We start from the raw sequence: 20,549 nt of genomic DNA on the forward strand, positions 1-20,549 counted from the left end.
CGTAAAAAAAAACAAAGTCTTGTTTCTTTACAAAGAGAGGGAATCTTGTTATGATAAAAAGACGGGTATATAGGGACATACAAAATGTTATAACTCAGAGTGGATCGCCTCCTCCTTTGAGTTATACGAAAGATAGATTAACATGAGAAACTAATATTAAGGAAGAAATTTAGTTCCAAATTTAAATAAAAAATCTAAATAAGAAAATTAAAAACATTCAACAACGAAAAGAGATTAAGGAAGTAGGGAAGAAAATTTAAATGAAGAAAAAAGGTCATTTGATAAAATCCATTGATCCGGGTTCAATCGCAGAAGAGCTTGAGCTTGAGGCAGGAGACCGCCTGCTGACAATCAATGGAAATGAAGTAGAAGATATTTTTGATTATGAGTACTATGTTGACAGCGAGAGCATGATCATGGAGGTCGAGAAGGCGGACGGCGAGCTGTGGGAACTTGAGATCGAGAATGATTACGAGGACCTCGGAATCAATTTCGAGAACGGTCTGATGAGCGATTACAAGTCTTGCAGTAACAAGTGCATTTTCTGTTTCATCGACCAGATGCCACCGGGAATGAGAGAAACTCTGTACTTTAAGGACGACGACTCGCGCCTCTCATTTCTTCAGGGAAACTACGTCACGCTGACAAATATGAAAGAGCATGATATTCAGCGTATCATCGATTTCAAACTTGCGCCGATCAACATTTCCGTGCACACGACGAACCCGAAACTGCGCTGTGAGATGCTTCACAACCGCTTTGCGGGACGGGCGCTTGAGAACATCGACCGTCTTTACCAGGCGGACATTCCGATGAACGGACAGATCGTTCTCTGCCCGGATGTGAATGACGGAGAGGAGCTTGACCGCACGATCGGAGACCTCGCAAAGTACATTCCGTGCATGCAGAGTCTGTCGGTTGTTCCGGTCGGTCTTACGAAATACCGCGACGGTCTTTTTCCGATGAAACCGTTTGACAAGAAACGTGCGGAGGATGCACTCGAGATCATTGAGCGCTGGCAGAAGAAGATCTACGAGGAGCACGGAATTCACTTTGTTCAGGCGAGCGATGAGTTCTACATCTTAGCGGAGCGCCCGATGCCGGAGGAGGAGCGCTACGACGGTTACATTCAGCTTGAGAATGGAGTCGGCATGCTTCGCCTTCTCGACACCGAGGTCAATGAGGCGCTCGAGGAGCTCAAAAAGAAGCAGAAAAAGGAACAGAATAAGAAGAATCACAATAAAGCGCAGAAAAATCAGAAGAACCTGAAGAATCATAAAAAACAGGATGATCAGAACGATCAGAAACCGGTGGAAGAAGTCGCGGAGGAGGAGCTCTCAATTGCGACCGGAAAACTTGCCTACCCGTATCTGAAAAAGCAGGTGGAGAAGATCGAACAGATGTTCCCACAGAAGAAGGTGCACATCTATGAGATCCGCAACGATTTCTTCGGCCCGATGATCACGGTTGCCGGTCTGATCACGGGACAGGACTTGAAAGCCCAGCTGACGAACCAGAAACTCGGTCACAGACTTTTGCTTCCTGCGTGCATGTTCCGAAGCGGAGAAGAGGTCTTTCTCGACGATGTGACGCGCACAGAACTGCAAAATGCTTTACAAGTTCCGGTGAATATTGTAAAATCAAGCGGACAGGATCTCGTTGACGCAATCCTGTACCCGGATATTGAACAAAATACTGAACATAACAAATACGAATTGAAGGAGATTTGAGAATGAGCAAACCGATTGTAGCGATTGTAGGACGCCCGAACGTGGGAAAATCCACCCTGTTCAACGTGCTGGCAGGGGAGACGATTTCGATCGTAAAAGACACCCCGGGCGTAACCAGAGACCGTATCTATGCGGACTGTACCTGGCTGAACATGAACTTTACACTGGTGGATACCGGTGGTATCGAGCCGGACAGCAAGGACATCATCCTCTCCCAGATGAGAGAGCAGGCACAGATTGCGATTGACACCGCAGATGTCATTATTTTCCTTGTGGATGTGAGACAGGGACTTGTCGATTCCGACGCGAAGGTAGCGGACATGCTCAGAAAGTCCGGAAAGCCGGTCGTTCTGGCAGTCAACAAAGTCGACAGCTTCCAGAAATTTGGCAATGATATCTACGAGTTTTACAACCTTGGAATCGGCGATCCGATCGCAGTTTCCGGTGCTTCCCGCCTCGGAATCGGTGATCTGCTCGATGAGGTGAGCCGTCACTTTACGACCGATCAGATGGAGGATGCAGAGGACGAGCGTCCGCGTGTGGCGATCATCGGAAAGCCGAACGTAGGAAAATCCTCGATCATCAACAAGATCCTCGGCGAGGACCGCGTGATCGTATCAAACATTGCCGGAACAACCCGTGATGCGGTTGATACCGAGGTCGTTCACAACGGAACCGAGTATGTCTTTATCGATACCGCAGGACTCAGAAGAAAGAGCAAGATCAAGGAAGATCTTGAGCGTTACAGCATCATTCGTACCGTATCCGCTGTGGAGCGCGCCGATGTGGTCATCCTTGTGATTGACGCGGTTGAGGGCGTGACCGAGCAGGATGCAAAGATTGCCGGAATCGCACACGACAGAGGCAAGGGAATCATCGTTGCTGTCAACAAGTGGGACGCAATCGAGAAGAACGACAAGACGATCTACGAGTACACGAAGAAGATCAAAGATACGCTCTCCTTTATGCCGTATGCTGAGATGCTCTTCATCTCTGCTGTGACCGGACAGCGTATGAACAAGCTGTTTGATCTGATCGACATGGTGCGCGAGAACCAGACTCTGCGTGTCGCAACCGGTGTCCTCAACGAGATCATGACAGAAGCCGTTGCCATGCAGCAGCCACCGTCTGACAAGGGCAAGCGCCTGAAACTCTACTACATGACTCAGGTAGCGGTAAAACCGCCGACCTTCGTCATCTTTGTAAACGACAAGAACTTGATGCATTTCTCCTATGTTCGTTACCTTGAGAACAGGATTCGAGAATCCTTTGGATTTAAGGGAACCGCACTGAAATTCATCGTGCGTGAGCGTTCCGGAAAGGAGCAGTAATGGAGCGCCTGATCTGTCTTGTGATGGGATATGTCTTCGGTCTGTTTCAGACAGGATATCTGTACAGCCGTTCCAAACATATGGACATCCGCAATTACGGAAGTGGCAACTCAGGAAGTACGAATGTTCTTCGCGTGATGGGAAAAAAAGCGGGACTTGTGGTCTTTCTCGGAGATGCAGGAAAGATGATCCTTGCCTGTCTCCTGACGCGCGTGATCTTTCGCAGTCAGCCGGAATTTCTCTATCTCTACCTGCTTTACACAGGGTTTGGCGTGATTCTGGGACACAATTTCCCGTTCTACATGGGATTTAAGGGCGGAAAGGGAATTGCGGCCTCCGCAGGTCTTCTCGCCTCAACAGACTGGCGTCTGATGCTGATCTGTCTCGTCGTGTTTGTGATGGCGGTCGCAATCACACGCTATGTCTCCCTTGGCTCGATTCTTGTGATGATCTGTTTTGCGATCGGAATGATTTTCTTTGGAGTGATTCGCGGGGATTATGGTCTGGCAGAGTCCTGTCAGACGGAGTTTATCGGGATTGCTCTTGCGATTTCGCTGATGGGAATCTGGAGACACCATGCCAATATCCGTCGCCTTTTAAACGGCACGGAGAATAAGCTCGGAGCGAAGAAGAATGCATAAGTGCACAGGGAATCAATCGCATGGACAAACATGTATACATGTATAATAGGCATGCGTAAATAAGCGTGCATAAACAAATCAATACTCTCGGAATCTGACAGAATGGGTTTCGGGAGTATTTGCATATTTAGATTAAGCATCGACTTGAATAAATGTCGACTTGAACGATACGTCAACTTGAATAATAAGGAGAAAACATTATGGCACAGATTGGCATCATTGGAGGGGGAACCTGGGGAATTGCACTCGCGTCACTCGTTCATGAAAACGGACATCAGGTGACGGTCTGGTCTGCATTCGAGGAGGATGCAAAGTATTTGAGAGAGCATCGGGTTCAGAAAAATCTTCCGGATCTCGTTCTTCCGGAAGATATGGAGTTCACTGCGGATATGGAGACAGCTTTAAAAGAGAAGGATCTTGTCGTGACGGTTGTCCCTTCTATCTATATCCGGGAGACCGCAAGAAAGATGGCGCCGTTCGTCAGAGACGGACAGATCGTCGTCAATGCGTCGAAGGGAATCGAGGCAGAAACGCTTGATCTTCTGTCGGAAATTCTCGAGGAGGAACTGCCAAATGCCGATGTCGCAGTGTTGTCCGGACCGAGCCATGCGGAGGAAGTCAGCCGGTCATTGCCGACGACCTGTGTCGCAGGTGCGAAGAGCAGAAAGACCGCGGAGTACATCCAGAGCATTTTCATGAGTCCGGTCTTTCGTGTGTATACAAGCTCGGACATCACCGGAATTGAGATCGGCGGAGCACTCAAAAATGTGATTGCGCTCGCAGCGGGAATTGCGGACGGTCTCGGATACGGGGACAACACGAAGGCGGCACTGATCACGAGAGGAATCTCGGAGATCTCAAGACTTGGAGTCGCAATGGGCGGAAAGCTCGAGACCTTCGGCGGACTCACCGGAATCGGAGATCTGATTGTGACATGTGCGAGCATGCACAGCCGAAACCGCAGAGCCGGAATCCTGATCGGAAAAGGTTACTCGATGGAAGAGGCGATGGCGGAAGTCAAGATGGTTGTCGAGGGTGTTTACTCTGCAAAGGCGGGGCTTGCGCTTGCAAAGAAATATGAGATTTCGATGCCGATCATCACGGCGGTCAACGAGGTGCTGTTTGACGGAAGACCGGCAAGTGAGGCGGTTCAGGATCTGATGCTCCGTGATCGGACTGTGGAGAGCCCGGCGATCGGCTGGGAGTGAATTTACTGGGAATGATTTCTGTTACTGTACACGGGTAGGCATTTTCTGAACTGAAAATGCCGTATGATCCAGTGGTGGTAGCGGGAATTTGCCGTATTTAAATGCGAAGCCACGGCAAATTCCGTTACTGGGCACGTGCGCGTGAACAGTAAATAATTTATCGCGGTAAAGAAAAAAAGCTTGACAAGCATTTTTCAGACAACTATAATAAGTCCGAGCTTGTATGCAGATCACATTTGATCTGTAAACCTCCTGTCGGACGATGGGAGTGTTAAGAGGAGGAATCATTATGAAAAAGAGATTTATGAGCGCAGGTATGGCAGCAGTTGTTGCAATGGCATCTTTAACTGCTTGTGGCGGTAGCGCAAGCACCGAGACAACCGCAGCAGCAGATGCAAAGGCAGAGACTTCCGCAGAGGCTGGCGAGAGCAGTGCAGAGGCTTCTTCCGCAGAGGGTGGTACCTTAAAAATCGGCGTAATCGGACCGCTGACCGGTGCAGCAGCATCTTATGGTCTGGCAGTTCAGAATGGTGCAGATCTGGCAGTTAAGGAGATCAACGAGGCTGGCGGTATCAACGGCATGAAGGTTGAGCTGAAGGCTGAGGATGATGAGAACGATCCGGAGAAGTCTGTCAATGCATACAACACCCTGAAGGACTGGGGTATGCAGATGCTGGTTGGTACAACCACTTCCAAGCCGTGTATCGCAGTTGCAGCTGAGTCTGCAAGCGACAACCTGTTCCAGATCACTCCGTCTGGTTCTGCAGTAGAGTGCGTATCCAACCCGAACGTATTCCGTGTATGTTTCGCAGATCCGGATCAGGGTACTGCTTCCGCTCAGTACATTGGCGAGCACAAGCTGGCTACCAAGGTTGCAATCATCTACGATAGCTCTACCGAGTACTCTTCCGGTATTCGTGAGTCCTTCGTAAAAGAGGCTGCAAACCAGGGTATCGAGGTTGTTGCAGATGAGGCATTTACCGCAGACAGCAACACCGATTTCTCCGTACAGCTGGACAAGGCAAAGGATGCAGGCGCAGAGCTCGTATTCCTGCCGATCTACTATCAGGAGGCATCTGTTATCCTGAAGCAGGCTGCTGACAAAGAGTTCGCTCCGACTTTCTTCGGATGTGACGGTATGGACGGAATCCTGTCTGTTGAGAACTTTGATAAGTCTCTGGCAGAGGGTCTGATGCTTCTGACTCCGTTCTCCACCACTGAGGAGGGCAGTGAGGACTTCACCAAGTCTTACACCGAGGCTTATGGCGTAGAGCCGATTCAGTTCGCAGCTGATTCCTACGATGCAGTTTATGCAATCAAGGCAGCAGCAGAGAAGGCTGGCATCACCGCTGATATGAGCGCATCTGATATGTGCGATGCAATGGAGACTGCTATGACCGAGATCACCATCCAGGGTCTGACTGGTGCAGACATGAGCTGGAATGCAAACGGTGAGCCGAACAAGGCACCGAAGGCAGCTAAGATCGTAGATGGCATTTACGAGATGGAGAAATAAGAGATTGCCGATCATGCAACACATGAACGGTAGAGATGGTTTCTCTGATGAGTCAGATTTTTCTCACAGAAGACTTGCTTTTGAACGTTTTAAAAGATTGGTTTTGTGTGAGGGCTGATTCGATCCAAAAGAGGGTCGTCGAAAGACGACTCTCTTTTTCGTTTTATAGGGATTTGGTGGGGATAGGGAAAGTTCGTGCAAAACAACAAAAAAATCCGTTACCGTTCGTGTGACGCGTGAAGAATAACTGCTTGTGTCTTTGTGACAAAGACATTTGTAACTTACACTTGAACTTCCTATTCTACTATGCTATAATTCGACATGTTATTGTTTTTCAAGAAAAATACAAAGAGGTGTGTGGTACATGAGTTTTCTGTCTTATTTGATCAATGGAATCAGCCTGGGCAGTATTTACGCGATCATCGCGCTGGGATACACGATGGTATACGGAATCGCAAGAATGCTGAACTTCGCCCACGGCGATATCATCATGGTAGGTGGATTTGTGATTTTCACCTGTGTCAGCACAATGGGATTCCCTCCGTTAGTGGGTGTCCTCGTAGCTGTGATTGCCTGCACGGTTCTCGGTGTTGTGATCGAGCGTGTGGCATATAAGCCCCTTCGCGGAGCTTCTTCTCTTGCCGTACTGATTACGGCAATCGGTGTCAGCTATCTTCTTCAGAATGCGGCACTTCTTATTTTTGGATCGAATGCGCGTCAGTTTACTTCCGTTGTAAACGTTCCGAGCCTGAAACTGGCCGGCGGTGCGCTGTCGATTTCCGGTGTCACGATGGTGACGATCCTTACCTGTATCATCATCATGGTAGGTCTGATGACCTTCATCAACAAGACGAAGATCGGTCAGGCAATGCTTGCGGTTTCTGAGGATACCGGAGCAGCAACCCTGATGGGAATTGATGTAAACCGAACGATTGCCGTGACATTCGCAATCGGTTCTGCACTTGCTGCAATCGCAGGTGCGCTGTTGTGTTCCACCTATCCGTCCCTGACTCCGTACACCGGATCCATGCCGGGAATCAAGGCATTCGTGGCAGCAGTATTCGGCGGAATCGGATCGATCCCGGGTGCGCTGATCGGAGGCGTTCTTCTCGGTGTGATCGAGAACCTTTCCAAGGCATATATTTCTTCCCAGCTCTCGGATGCGATCGTATTTGCAGTTCTGATTGTGGTTCTGCTTGTGCGTCCTACCGGTATTATGGGAAAGAAGATTACGGAGAAAGTGTAGGTGGGAAGAATGAAGAAAAACAAATTGCTGATTCAGAACAGCATCACGTATGCAATCATCATCGGATGCTGGATTCTGGTGCAGATCCTTGCCAGTACGGGTCATATGACCAGTCTGATGAAGGGACTTCTTGTACCTCTTTGCATATATGTGATCATGGCAGTATCCTTAAACCTGACGGTTGGTATTCTTGGTGAGCTGAGTCTGGGTCATGCCGGATTCATGTGTTTAGGAGCCTTTTCCGGTGCGTTCTTTACGAACTGTATGGCAAATGTGATCCCGAGCGTGCAGGTGCGTTTCTTCTTTGCTCTGCTGATCGGTGCACTTGTTGCAGGCGTTTTCGGTATTCTGATCGGAATCCCGGTTCTGCGTCTTCGCGGAGACTATCTGGCAATCGTAACCCTGGCTTTTGGTGAGATCATCAAGAACCTGTTAAATGCAATCTATGTCGGTGTGGATCAGAGCGGTTTCCACTTCTCCTTCAAGGATACAACCTCTCTTGGCATGGATGACACCGGCGTTGTCATCATCAAGGGTGCCCAGGGTATCACCGGAACCCCGAAGGCAGCGACGTTCACGATCGGTATCATTCTCGTGCTTCTGACGCTGTTCATCGTCCTGAACCTGATCAATTCCCGTTCCGGACGTGCAATCATGGCAATCCGTGATAACCGCATTGCCGCTGAGTCTGTCGGCATCAACATCACGAAGTTTAAGCTGATGGCATTCTCGATTTCAGCAGCACTTGCAGGTGTGGCAGGTGTTCTCTACGGACACAACCTTTCGAGCCTTGCAGCTACGCCGAAGAACTTTGGTTACAACCAGTCGATCATGATCCTTGTATTTGTTGTACTCGGAGGACTTGGAAATATTCGCGGTTCGATTATCGCAGCAGTTGTTCTGACGATGCTTCCGGAGCTTCTGCGTGGACTCAACGACTACCGTATGCTGATCTACGCAATTGTTCTGATTGTGATGATGATCTTCAACTCCAGCCCGAAGGCAATCGAGATGCGTTCGGTATTCATGGACAAGATCAAAAAGAACCGGAAGGAGGCTGCATAAAATGGCAATGTTAGAGGTAAAAAATATCAGCATTTCCTTCGGCGGACTGAAAGCAGTAAATGATTTCAGCGTGACGATCGAGAAAGGACAGCTCTACGGTCTGATCGGACCGAACGGAGCAGGAAAGACGACGGTGTTCAACCTGTTGACGGGCGTGTACAAGCCGGATACCGGTACAATTCTTCTCGATGGAAAGAATATCACCGGACGCAGTACAATCGAGATCAACCAGGACGGAATTGCGCGTACCTTCCAGAACATTCGTCTGTTCAAGGAGCTGAGCGTTCTTGACAATGTAAAAGTCGGACTGCACAACCATTTTAAGTATTCCACGATCGAGGGAATCCTGCGTCTGCCGAGATACTATAAGGTTGAGAAGCAGATGAATGAGCGTGCTATGGAGCTTTTGAAGGTGTTTGAGCTCGATTCTGTCGCAGATTACAAGGCATCAAACCTGCCTTACGGTGCACAGAGAAAGCTCGAGATTGCCCGTGCACTTGCGACGGAGCCGAAACTTCTCCTTCTCGATGAGCCGGCAGCAGGAATGAACCCGAACGAGACCGCAGAGCTGATGGATACGATCCGTTTCGTTCGTGACAATTTTGACATGACGATTCTGCTGATCGAGCATGACATGAAGCTGGTATCTGGTATCTGCGAGAAGCTGACCGTTCTGAACTTCGGTCAGGTGCTGACGCAGGGTGACACACAGACCGTACTGAACGATCACCGTGTTATCACCGCATATCTGGGAGAGTAGGAGGAGACACGAAATGGCAATACTGGAAGTTAAAAATCTGGAAGTGTTTTACGGAGTCATCCAGGCCATCAAGGGAATCTCCTTTGAGGTAAATCCGGGTGAGATCATTGCGCTGATCGGTGCAAACGGAGCAGGAAAGACGACGACGCTTCAGACGATCACCGGACTGATTCCGTCGAAGGCGGGACAGATCATTTATGAGGGACAGGACATCACAAAGATCCCGGGTCACAAGCTGGTTTCGATGGGAATCGCCCATGTGCCGGAGGGACGTCGCGTGTTCGCAGGTCTGACCGTCCTTCAGAACCTTTATCTGGGCGCTTACACCAGAAAAGATAAGAAAGAGATGGAAGATACGCTTGAGATGATCTACGAGCGTTTCCCGCGTCTGAAAGAGCGTCGCGATCAGCTCTCCGGAACGCTTTCCGGTGGTGAACAGCAGATGCTCGCAATGGGACGCGCGCTGATGTCTCATCCGAAGCTGATCGTTCTCGATGAGCCGTCGATGGGTCTGTCTCCGATCTATGTAAATGAGATCTTTGACATCATCCAGAAGATCAATCAGGATGATGGAGTAACGGTTCTTCTTGTTGAGCAGAACGCAAAGAAGGCGCTCTCGATTGCAGACCGCGCTTACGTTCTTGAGACCGGAAAGATCGCACTCAGCGGAGATGCTCAGGCACTGATGAACGATGATTCAGTCAAGAAGGCATATCTGAGCGAGTAATCTGTCGCTTTGGTCACAAAATCTTTCGTTAGATATTGGTTCGATATTGTGATAGATTGGATTGGTCACAAAAAGTTTTCAAATATCTGTGATATAAATAAACAATCTATAAAATTCAGAAAATTTATCGAAAAAGAGGGAAAAGTTATAGACTTTTTCCTCTTTTTTGTGGTATAAATAAGATAACCGTTCGGCATGTGCAGATTTCTCACAGCATATATTTTAGAAGATGTGTGGGGCAAAAAGGCTGAGGGGAGAGATCTGCATGGACCATTTTGATGTATATAAAGATATTCAGGCGCGGACGAAGGGGGAGATTTATCTCGGGGTTGTCGGACCGGTGCGAACCGGAAAATCGACGTTCATCAAGCGGTTTATGGAGCAGATGGTGCTCCCCGATATTCAGGATGAACATCAGAGGAACCGGACCCGCGATGAGCTCCCACAGAGTGCGACGGGGAAGACGATCATGACCACAGAGCCGAAATTTATCCCGAAGGAGGCGGCAGAGATTGAGCTTGCCGATAAGACGCAGGCGAAGATCCGATTGATTGACTGTGTGGGCTTCATGGTGGAGGGCGCAGGCGGTCATATTGAGAATGACAGAGAGCGTCTTGTGAAGACTCCTTGGTTTGAGGAGGAGATTCCGTTCACCCGGGCAGCAGAGATCGGTACGCGCAAAGTCATTAAAGACCATTCCACGATCGGAATCGTGGTGACGACAGACGGATCATTCGGAGAGATCAAGCGGGAGGCGTATTTACCGGCGGAGGAGACCGCCGTCGCAGAACTGAAAGAGATCGGGAAACCATTTCTGATTCTGCTCAACTCAGATCGCCCTTACTCCGAAGAGACGAGAAAACTTGCCGGGGAACTCGAGGAGAAGTATCGGGTGACAGTTCTTCCGGTCAACTGTGAGCAACTGAAACGGGACGACATCTGTCGGATTCTTGAGAAGGTGTTGAATGAATTTCCGGTGACGGAGGCGGATTTTGATATTCCGGGATGGCTTGAGATCTTGCCGTCCTCGCACTGGCTCAAAGAGCAGGTGATTTTGACGGTGCGCGAGGCGATGGCGAAGATCCGCTATATGAAGGATGTTCCGTCGGAGTTTGACCTTCCGGATCAGACGGCGATTCGTCAGATGAAGACGGATCGGCAGAATCTCTCAAACGGAAAGGTGGAGATTACGGTCGTTCTCGACGAGGAGTCGTATTATCAGGTGCTCAGCGATTTTGCGGGAGTCGTGGTGGAAGATGAGTACCAGCTGATGCAGAAACTTAGACAGCTGGCATCGATGCAGAGCGAATACGACAAGGTGCGCGGTGCACTCAGCCAGGTGAGACTGAAAGGATATGGCGTTGTGACACCGGAACGCTCTGAGATTCTTCTCGACGAGCCGACGGTGATTCGCCACGGAAACCGCTATGGAGTGAAGATGAGGGCGCAGGCACCATCGATCAGTCTGATTCGTGCACAGATTCAGACGGAGATTGCTCCGATTGTGGGAAGTGAAGAACAGGCAAGAGACCTGATTGCGTATATGAAGGAGAATGCAGGCAAGAAGGAAGATGGGATCTGGGACACGAATATTTTCGGAAAATCGATCGAGCAGATCGTGGAGGATGGAATTCAGGCGAAGGTCAACCAGATGACCGAGGAGTGTCAGGCACGTCTTCAGGATGCAATGCAGAAAATTATCAATGACAGCAATGGAGGGCTGATCTGTATCATCATCTGAGTGAATTGAGTCAAATTTTCATGATGAGTAAGATAGTGAGACATGATGAGTTAGAAACGCAAAATTTAATAATGAGCTTGTCTGGGGAAGAGTTTTAGAGTACAAGCGAGAAAAGGAGGTATCCTTATGAGGTTAATGTTCATCGGTGCGGATCATGAAGTGACGGGTAGTTGTCATTATCTGGAAGTTGGAAATACGAAACTCTTTGTGGACTGTGGAATGGAGCAGGGAACAAATATCTACGAGAACGTGGAACCGCCGGTTCCGTACTCGGATCTTGATTTCGTGCTTGTGACGCACTCCCACATCGATCACGTCGGTTTATTGCCGTATATTTATGCAAGAGGATTCCGGGGAAGAATCATTGCGACGATGGCAACCTGCGATCTGTGTAACATTATGCTTCGAGACAGTGCACACATTCAGGAGATGGAGGCAGAGTGGAAGAACCGAAAGGCCCGCCGTGCCGGCAAACCGGAGGTCGAGCCTCTCTATGAGATGGCGGATGCGGAAGGCGTGATCGGACATTTTGAGGGATACGATTACGGAGAGATGATTACATTGAATGATGACATCACAATCCGTTTCACCGATGTCGGTCATCTGCTCGGTTCTGCTTCGATTGAGATCTGGATGAGGGAGGATGGTGTCGAGAAGAAGATCGTCTTCTCCGGAGATATCGGAAATAAGCACAAACCTCTGATCCGCGACCCTGCTTATGTAAAAGAGGCAGATTATGCGGTTATGGAGTCGACTTACGGTGGTCGCCTGCATCAGAAGGGCAAAGATCATGTGACAGAGCTTGCAAGAATCGTTCAGGAGACGCTTGATCGGGGCGGAAATGTCGTGATTCCGGCGTTTGCGGTAGGTCGTACCCAGGAGCTTCTCTATTTCTTCCGTCATATTAAGGCAGAGCATATGGTACACGGTCATGACGGCTTTGAGGTCTATGTAGATAGCCCGCTTGCAGTCGAGGCGACTCACGTCTTCAAGGAGAACCAGATGGACTGCTACGACGATGAGACGAAGGCACTCGTGGAGCAGGGCATCAACCCGATCTCGTTCCCGGGACTGAAACTTTCTGTCACGAGCGAGGAGTCCAAGAACATCAACTTCAGCACGACGCCGAAGGTCATCATCTCGGCATCCGGCATGTGTGATGCGGGACGTATCCGCCATCATCTGAAGCACAATCTGTGGAGAAAGGAATGTACGGTTGTGTTTGCCGGTTATCAGGCAGAGGGAACGATCGGTCGTGCGCTGATCGATGGTGCAAAGATGGTGAAGCTGTTTGGTGAGACGATCGATGTGGAGGCGCATATCGAGACGCTTCATGACATCAGCGGTCATGCGGATGAGAATGGACTGATTGAGTGGGCCTGCGCTTTCGAGAAGAAGCCATCCCAGTTCTTTATCGTGCACGGCAATGACGATGTCTGCGACAAGTTTGCTGAGCTTGTGACTGCAAAGACCGGTTGTCCGGCAAAGGCACCGTTCAGTGGAGCGGAGTATGATCTGGCGAAGGGCGAGTGGATTCGCGAGACCGAGGGTATCCCGGTTAACCCGAAGACGATGGCGACGAAGAAGGCAAGTGGAGTCTTTGCACGTTTGCTGGCAGCGGGCGAGCGCCTGCTTGCGGTTATTGCGAGAAACGAGGGTGGAGCGAACAAGGATCTGGCGAAGTTTGCGGATCAGATTCAGGCGCTCTGCGACAAGTGGGATAGATAGTTTGAGTTTGTTTCATTTTTCTTGAGTGATAGGTAGTGGGCTCCGGCAGGCGGAATAAGTTCTGCAAACGCGCTCTCGCTCCGGGTTCGATGTAGCGGTGCATAAGGCTGTAAAGTGCACAGCCTAAACACCGACATCTCACACGGGTTTGCAGAATCTTTTCCACCGCCGGAGCCTTTGCAGAAGAAATTATATTATAAGTATAAGTGCAGAAAAAGTTGCTGTTTGCGGGGCGTGTAAACAGTAACCAGAAGTGTAGTAAGAAGGGAGAAAATAAAAGTATCATGTCAACAAAAGTACAGATTTACACGGATGGATCAGCGAGAGGAAACCCGGATGGACCGGGAGGATATGGGGCGGTGCTCCACTTTGTCGACAGCAAGGGACAGCTTCATGAGCGCGAACTCTCTGCCGGATTCCGCAGAACCACGAACAACCGTATGGAACTTTTGGCGGCGATTGTGGCTTTGGAGGCGCTGACCCGTCCGTGTGAGGTGGAGCTCTATTCGGACTCCAAATATCTGACGGATGCGTTTAACCAGCACTGGATTGACAGCTGGGTCAAGAACAACTGGAAGCGCGGGAAAAGTGGCATGGTGAAGAATATTGACCTGTGGGAGCGTCTTTTAAAAGCGAAGGCGCCCCATAAGGTAACATTTTGTTGGGTAAAGGGACATGCTGGTCATCCGCAGAATGAGCGGTGCGATCAGCTTGCGACGACGGCAGCGGATGGACAGAATCTCCTCGTGGATGAGGGCGTGGAAGCCCAATAGAGAAACTTACCGGTTGCTGTTTGCAGGGCGCGTGAACAGCAACACTTACAGTTCTCTTACAAATGTTTACTTCTTTTGCTTTTGTATTTTCATCTGCCCTGCTTTATGATATTGTGTTAATGAACAGAGTTGAAGGCTCTGTTGATATTCCACTTTTTTATAATTTAGAGAGAATATTCCCCTTTTGTATAGTTTGGTATGGATGGGGATTACAGGCTTTCTCAGGAGTGGAGACAGAACAAGAAATTAGAGACAGGGCAGGATGAAGATGAAACTCAAAGGAATTTGGATTGCAATAGGAGTCATTCTGATTGCAGGAATCGGGGTGACGAGATACACAAAATCATACATCGAGTCAGAGCAGGAAAATGTTGCGATGGTGCAGAGCCAGAATCTCGAGGAGATGCCAGATGCAGGTGTGGCGGAACAGGGACTGAATGCTGAGAATGCCGAAGGTGATGGAGAAAAAGTTGCTTCTGGTGGGATGGCAAAGGTGGGAGTCGGTGCAAATGCGCAGGATTCTACTGGAAATCAGGAAGAAAGTTCAAAGCGCCAGGGCAAAAAGCAGGCAGTTGGCGGGGCGGAGAATTCCGGAATCTCGGTGCAGGATGCAGAGAGTGCAGACGGGGCGAAGCCTTCGGATGAGGTCTTTGTGAAACTGCGTGCGATTGATGAGGAGATTGCACAGCGGGCTTTGGTTGAGACAGACTCAACCCCGAATGCGCGCAAGGCGACGGTCGAGAATGAGTGCAAGCTCTGGGAGACGCAGATGAACCGCTTCCTCGATACACTGGAAAACCAGCTGGAACCATCGGAGTGGGAAAAGCTGTTTAAAGAGCAGAAAGAGTGGTTGAGAACGAGGGATGAGGAGGCGACGAAGGGATCCGGACGTCAAAATGGAAGCACGCTCGATGAGATTGAGTATAATCGCCTGATCCGGGAGAGTACAAGACAGAGGACATATGAGCTTGCAGAACGGTACGGGGAGATTCTGTCGGCTACGGAATAATAGTGAGATAAAAGAAAAAAGAGAAGCAGAGATTTGATCTTTGCTTCTCTTTTTTGTTAACGATTCTATGCTTTTTTCGCTTCCCGCTTTGCTTCGAGATTGGAGACAACGATCGTGCAGGCAGCATCGCCGGTGATGTTGACGGTGGTACGTCCCATATCGAAGATACGGTCAACTCCGGCTACGAGGGCGATTCCGTCTACCGGAAGACCGACAGAGGTGAGAACCATTGCAAGCATGATCATACCGGCACCCGGAACACCGGCGGTTCCGATGGATGCGAGCGTTGCGGTCAGCACAATTGTGACCATCTGGGACAGCGTCAGATCAATGCCATAGCAGGATGCGATGAAGATCGCGCAGACACCCTGATAAATCGCAGTGCCGTCCATGTTGATCGTTGCGCCGAGCGGAAGAACAAAGGAGGCGATTTCTTTCTTTGCTCCGAGTTTCTCGGTACAGCTCAGATTGATCGGCAAAGTTCCGACGGAGGAAGCACTTGAGAATGCAAACATGATAGCAGGAAGCATTCCCTTAAAGAACTTCAGAGGGCTGATGCCACCGAGAAGTTTTACAGTCGAAGAGTAGACAAAGACGGCATGAACGATGTAGCAGATGTAAGTTGCGAGGAGCACCATGACGAGGGAACCGATGATGGTCGGACCGTTCACAGCGATGACCGGGCAGAGCAGACAGAAAACGCCGATCGGGGAGAGATTCAGGATCATTTCCATACATTTCATGAAAATCTCATTCAGATCGTTGAATGCATTTACGACGCGGATGTTTTTCTCACCGACCAGAATGATGGCAAAACCGAGCAGAATCGCCATGACGATGATCTGAAGCATATTGGCATTTACCATAGGAGACACGAAGTTGGATGGAAAAATGTTGACGAGCGTGTCCATGAAGGAAGTAGCCTCTGTCGCCTCGTAGGACAGATCTGTGGTAGCGATGACCGGAAACAGAGATTTGAACAGATTTCCGCCGGTCAGACCGATCGTAACCGCGAAGGCTGTGGTGAACAGGTAAAAGACTACGGTTTTCAGACCGATTGCGCCGACTTTTTTGATGTCGCTCATCGAAATAATTCCGCACATGATCGAGAACAAAACGATCGGAACAACGATGAACTTAACTAAGTTTAAGAAGATGGTACCAAACGGTTTGATGAAGTTTTCTGCAAAAGATGCGTGACTCTGAAGCAGAAGTCCGGCGACAACCGCCAGAACGAGCGCGATGAAGATTTTCATCGCCAATGACATTTTCTTTTTTTCTTTCATACTAGATCCCTCTTTCCCTGGTAAATAAAATAGAAAAAGGAGACACGACGCCCGAAAGCTGTGTCTCCTTTGACAATTGCTCTAATCTTAGCATAATCTGTCTAATTGTGCAAGAAAGACTTATAAAAATGCATTTTTTTGAAAAAAATTAAGGCGACGAGGGCGTTGACTTGGTGCGTGATTTTGCTGAGCTTTTCAGATGTTTTTCTGTCAAATCAATAAAAAATCAGGGGGAGTTGTTTGATAAATCTTGACATTACCCGCTCGATATGCTAGATTAAAAGTCAGCGTAAACGCAGTGAAGAGAAGGAGTACGCTTTTGAAATCGTTCAGAGAGCTGTCGGAGGGTGCGAGACAGCGGAGGAAGAAAGCGGAACTGGTCTTGGAGCGGTCTGCCCAACATCGGAGACTCCCTAAGCGAGAGCATAGAGGATGATCTGGTCAGTAAGACAGAACGGAATCCCCCGTCAGAGGAAGCGGATCTGTTGCCGTAAGGCACGGCGCGCAGTCGTACAGATCCAAAGAGTGCATGCAAGGCATGAAGCAGAGTGGTACCGCGCGAGGTCGTAGAGATTTTCCCCGCGTCTCTGGAATCAGGAGATTCCGGGGGCGCGTTTTTTTATTTCGATTTCGTTCTTATGAGAATTCAAGAATTTAGGAATATATTTTTGAAAGTTTTTGAAAAAATGAAAGGAATCGAATATACTGAGGGAGAGACTCTTAATGAGATCGTCGCAGAAATCACCGAGCAAACGTATAATTCAGGTGCATGGAGATCGGAGAAAAGAATGATCAAAAGCGAAGGCTGTCGAGGGACGAGATCGCAGATCGTTTGTTCGGAGAGAACCGTGCATGGGATTCAGGAGGAAGAAAAATGGCTGGTTACAACCACAGTGCCATTGAGAAGAAATGGCGCGAGAACTGGGAGAAACACCCGATCAATGTCAACGACGGCAAGAAGCCGAAATACTACTGTCTGGATATGTTCCCGTATCCGTCAGGAAGCGGACTTCATGTAGGTCACTGGAGAGGTTACGTTATCTCTGATGTATGGAGCCGTTATCAGATGCTGAAAGGTCATTATGTTATTCATCCGATGGGATGGGATGCATTTGGTCTTCCGGCAGAGAACTATGCAATCAAGATGGGCGTACATCCGGCAAAATCAACCGCTGAGAACATCAAGAACATCAAGCGTCAGATCAAAGAGATCGCAGCAATCTACGATTGGGATATGGAAGTAAACACGACCGATCCGGAGTTCTACAAGTGGACGCAGTGGATCTTCGTTCAGATGTTCAAGAAGGGTCTGGCTTACGAGAAGGAGTTCCCGATCAACTGGTGCCCGTCCTGTAAGACCGGTCTTGCAAATGAGGAAGTTGTAAACGGTTGCTGTGAGCGTTGTGGTTCTCCGGTTACGAAGAAGAACCTGCGTCAGTGGATGCTCAAGATCACCGCTTATGCAGATCGCCTGTTGAATGATCTGGACAAACTGGATTGGCCGGAGAAGGTTAAGAAGATGCAGACCGAGTGGATCGGAAAATCCTACGGTGCTGAGGTTGACTTCAAGGTTGACGGTCGCGAGGACAAGATCACTGTTTACACGACCCGCCCGGATACCCTCTACGGTGCAACCTTCATGGTTCTCGCTCCGGAGCACAAGTTGGCAAAGAGCCTTGCTACGGATGAGACGAGAGAGGAAGTTGAGAAGTACATCTTCGACGCTTCCATGCGTTCTAACGTAGACCGTATGCAGAGCAAGGAGAAGACCGGCGTCTTCACCGGAAGCTACGCAATTAACCCGATCAACGGCGCAAAGGTTCCGATCTGGCTGTCCGACTATGTACTGGCTGATTACGGTACCGGTGCAATCATGTGCGTACCGGCTCATGATGATCGTGACTTCGAGTTCGCAAAGAAGTTCAATATTCCGATCATTCAGGTTATCGCAAAGGACGGAAAAGAGATCGAGAACATGACCGAGGCTTACACCGAGGCATCTGGCACAATGATCAATTCCGGCGAGTGGAACGGAATGGAGTCTTCTGTTCTGAAGAAGGAAGCTCCGATGATGATCGAGGCACGCGGAATTGGTAAGAAGACCGTAAACTACAAACTGCGTGACTGGGTATTCTCCAGACAGCGTTATTGGGGCGAGCCGATCCCGATCATCCACTGCCCGAAGTGCGGTAATGTGGCTGTTCCGGAGGAGGAGCTTCCGCTTAGACTTCCGGATGTAGAGAGCTATCAGCCGACCGGAACCGGTGAGTCACCGCTTGCAGCAATCGACGAGTGGGTAAATTGCAAGTGTCCGCAGTGTGGCGCTGACGCAAAGAGAGAGACGAACACGATGCCGCAGTGGGCTGGTTCTTCTTGGTACTTCCTGCGCTACGTTGATAACCACAACGACAAGGAGCTTGTTTCCCGCGAGAAGGCAGACAAGTACCTGCCGGTAGATATGTACATCGGTGGTGTTGAGCATGCCGTTCTTCACCTGCTGTACTCCCGTTTCTACACCAAGTTCCTGAATGACATCGGTGTGATCGACTTCGATGAGCCGTTCACCAAGCTGTTCAACCAGGGTATGATTACCGGTAAGAACGGAATCAAGATGAGTAAGTCCAAGGGCAACGTCGTTTCCCCGGATGATCTCGTAAGAGATTACGGATGCGATTCCTTGAGAATGTACGAGCTCTTCGTAGGACCGCCGGAACTCGATGCAGAGTGGGATGACCGCGGAATCGAGGGCGTATCCCGTTTCCTGAATCGTTTCTGGAATCTGGTACAGGATTCTAAGGATAAGAACATTGAGGCGACGAAGGAGATGATCCGTCTGCGTCACAAGCTGGTTTACGACATTGAGCAGAGATTCAACCAGTTCAATCTGAACACGGTAATCTCCGGATTCATGGAGTACAACAACAAGCTGATCGAGCTTGCAAAGAAGACCGGCGGAATCGACAAAGAGACCTTAAAGACCTTCGTAGTTCTGCTTGCTCCGTTTGCACCGCATATCGGTGAGGAGCTGTGGCAGGAGCTTGGCGGTGATACCGACAGCGTCTTCCATACCCAGTGGCCGGAGTGCGATGCTGAGGCAATGAAGGATGACGAGATCGAGATCGGCGTTCAGGTAAACGGTAAGGCAAGAGGCGTTGTTGCTCTTGCAACCGATGCGACGAGAGAGGAAGCTCTTGCAAAGGCAAAAGAGATTGTAGCTGACAAGCTGACTGGAACGATCGTAAAAGAGATCTATGTTCCGGGCAAGATCATCAACATTGTTTGCAAGTAATCATTTCAAGTAAATAGGTAAATATTTGTTTCCAGATTTTAATCGGTGCTCGTGGAGTGTTGATTGGAATTTGGTCACATAAGAAAACTGGCTGTCAGGATGACCTGGCAGTCAGTTTTTTTGCTAGAAGACGAAGGGTTTCGAGCTTCTTTTTTTCCGCAGTCGACATGTTCTCGCTGAGAATCGAGACGAGAGCCTCAGTCTCCTGATCCGAAAAATCGATGTGTTTTCGGGAGGCGTCAAGTTGCATCGCCATGAATGCGGGGAGGATGTGTTCGTGCGGGAGCGTGGAAATCTGCCTTGCAAAGGCAGTGATGAAATTCAGCTTTTCCGGGTCCATGCCGGCAAGGCGCGGATCGGATTGCCAGGATGATTGGTTCATACAGGTTCCTCCATATTTTATTATGTTCGTGTGAATCGTGTCCGATTGTATGATTGATCAGATTGCAGACAATCGATTTAACAGGTTCCGCCCAGTTAAAAAATTTGTCTGCCAGAT

The 20,549-nt window shown here is 49.3% G+C and carries 16 protein-coding genes and 1 other annotated feature; of the genes, 14 read left to right on the forward strand and 2 right to left on the reverse strand.

Annotation, left to right across the window (positions count from 1 at the left end; all coding sequences use genetic code 11):
- Window positions 1-260 precede the first annotated feature (260 nt).
- The 13 genes from ACR0QT_RS05935 to ACR0QT_RS05995 all read left to right on the forward strand — a co-directional run bounded on the left by ACR0QT_RS05935 (window position 261) and on the right by ACR0QT_RS05995 (window position 15,475).
- Window positions 261-1,730, forward strand: coding sequence for a DUF512 domain-containing protein (locus ACR0QT_RS05935; RefSeq protein ID WP_432629921.1), 1,470 nt, complete (start codon window positions 261-263; stop codon window positions 1,728-1,730).
- 2 nt (window positions 1,731-1,732) lie between these two features.
- The gene (gene der / locus ACR0QT_RS05940; protein WP_432629922.1) at window positions 1,733-3,061 is read left to right on the forward strand and encodes a ribosome biogenesis GTPase Der; all 1,329 of its coding nucleotides are present in this window, start codon (window positions 1,733-1,735) and stop codon (window positions 3,059-3,061) included.
- Entirely contained in the window at window positions 3,061-3,702 is a 642-nt protein-coding gene (gene plsY, locus ACR0QT_RS05945; RefSeq protein ID WP_432629923.1) for a glycerol-3-phosphate 1-O-acyltransferase PlsY, read from the forward strand. The genes der and plsY overlap by 1 nt, the downstream gene beginning before the upstream one ends.
- A gap of 200 nt (window positions 3,703-3,902) precedes the next feature.
- Window positions 3,903-4,910: an NAD(P)H-dependent glycerol-3-phosphate dehydrogenase gene (locus ACR0QT_RS05950; RefSeq protein WP_432629924.1), complete on the forward strand. Its 1,008-nt coding sequence runs from the start codon at window positions 3,903-3,905 to the stop codon at window positions 4,908-4,910.
- A 289-nt stretch (window positions 4,911-5,199) separates the two neighbouring features.
- Window positions 5,200-6,426: an ABC transporter substrate-binding protein gene (locus ACR0QT_RS05955; RefSeq protein ID WP_432629925.1), complete on the forward strand. Its 1,227-nt coding sequence runs from the start codon at window positions 5,200-5,202 to the stop codon at window positions 6,424-6,426.
- 364 nt (window positions 6,427-6,790) lie between these two features.
- Entirely contained in the window at window positions 6,791-7,672 is an 882-nt protein-coding gene (locus ACR0QT_RS05960) for a branched-chain amino acid ABC transporter permease (protein WP_432629926.1), read from the forward strand.
- A gap of 9 nt (window positions 7,673-7,681) precedes the next feature.
- Window positions 7,682-8,737, forward strand: coding sequence for a branched-chain amino acid ABC transporter permease (locus tag ACR0QT_RS05965; RefSeq protein WP_432629927.1), 1,056 nt, complete (start codon window positions 7,682-7,684; stop codon window positions 8,735-8,737).
- Between the two features lies 1 nt (window position 8,738).
- Window positions 8,739-9,497 carry an ABC transporter ATP-binding protein gene (locus ACR0QT_RS05970; protein WP_177976886.1) on the forward strand — a complete coding sequence of 253 codons (759 nt, stop codon included), beginning with the start codon at window positions 8,739-8,741 and terminating at the stop codon, window positions 9,495-9,497.
- Between the two features lie 13 nt (window positions 9,498-9,510).
- A complete protein-coding gene (locus tag ACR0QT_RS05975) occupies window positions 9,511-10,224 on the forward strand; it encodes an ABC transporter ATP-binding protein (protein ID WP_177976887.1) in 714 nt (237 codons plus the stop codon).
- Window positions 10,225-10,489: 265 nt separating this feature from the next.
- On the forward strand, window positions 10,490-11,965 hold the full coding sequence (gene spoIVA, locus ACR0QT_RS05980) for a stage IV sporulation protein A (protein WP_432629928.1): 1,476 nt from the start codon (window positions 10,490-10,492) through the stop codon (window positions 11,963-11,965).
- 120 nt (window positions 11,966-12,085) lie between these two features.
- Window positions 12,086-13,693, forward strand: coding sequence for an MBL fold metallo-hydrolase RNA specificity domain-containing protein (locus ACR0QT_RS05985; RefSeq protein ID WP_432629987.1), 1,608 nt, complete (start codon window positions 12,086-12,088; stop codon window positions 13,691-13,693).
- A gap of 284 nt (window positions 13,694-13,977) precedes the next feature.
- Window positions 13,978-14,466 (forward strand): ribonuclease HI, encoded by a 489-nt coding sequence (gene rnhA / locus ACR0QT_RS05990; protein ID WP_432629929.1) that lies wholly within the window; start codon window positions 13,978-13,980, stop codon window positions 14,464-14,466.
- 268 nt (window positions 14,467-14,734) lie between these two features.
- Window positions 14,735-15,475 carry a lysozyme inhibitor LprI family protein gene (locus tag ACR0QT_RS05995; protein ID WP_432629930.1) on the forward strand — a complete coding sequence of 247 codons (741 nt, stop codon included), beginning with the start codon at window positions 14,735-14,737 and terminating at the stop codon, window positions 15,473-15,475.
- A gap of 65 nt (window positions 15,476-15,540) precedes the next feature.
- On the opposite strand, the gene ACR0QT_RS06000 is transcribed toward ACR0QT_RS05995, so the two are convergent.
- Window positions 15,541-16,761, reverse strand: coding sequence for a dicarboxylate/amino acid:cation symporter (locus ACR0QT_RS06000; RefSeq protein ID WP_432629931.1), 1,221 nt, complete (start codon window positions 16,759-16,761; stop codon window positions 15,541-15,543).
- A gap of 289 nt (window positions 16,762-17,050) precedes the next feature.
- Window positions 17,051-17,353 (forward strand) — a binding site (T-box leader).
- Window positions 17,354-17,635: 282 nt separating this feature from the next.
- Between ACR0QT_RS06000 and leuS the strand changes: the two genes are divergently transcribed.
- Window positions 17,636-20,050 (forward strand): leucine--tRNA ligase, encoded by a 2,415-nt coding sequence (leuS, locus tag ACR0QT_RS06005; protein ID WP_432629932.1) that lies wholly within the window; start codon window positions 17,636-17,638, stop codon window positions 20,048-20,050.
- A gap of 94 nt (window positions 20,051-20,144) precedes the next feature.
- Here the strand turns inward: leuS and ACR0QT_RS06010 are convergent, their stop codons facing one another.
- The gene (locus ACR0QT_RS06010; protein ID WP_432629933.1) at window positions 20,145-20,432 is read right to left on the reverse strand and encodes a hypothetical protein; all 288 of its coding nucleotides are present in this window, start codon (window positions 20,430-20,432) and stop codon (window positions 20,145-20,147) included.
- Between the last annotated feature and the right edge of the window lie 117 nt (window positions 20,433-20,549).

Origin of the sequence: Brotaphodocola sp. (assembly GCF_050873365.1) — a bacterium.
Lineage (GTDB): Bacteria > Bacillota > Clostridia > Lachnospirales > Lachnospiraceae > Brotaphodocola.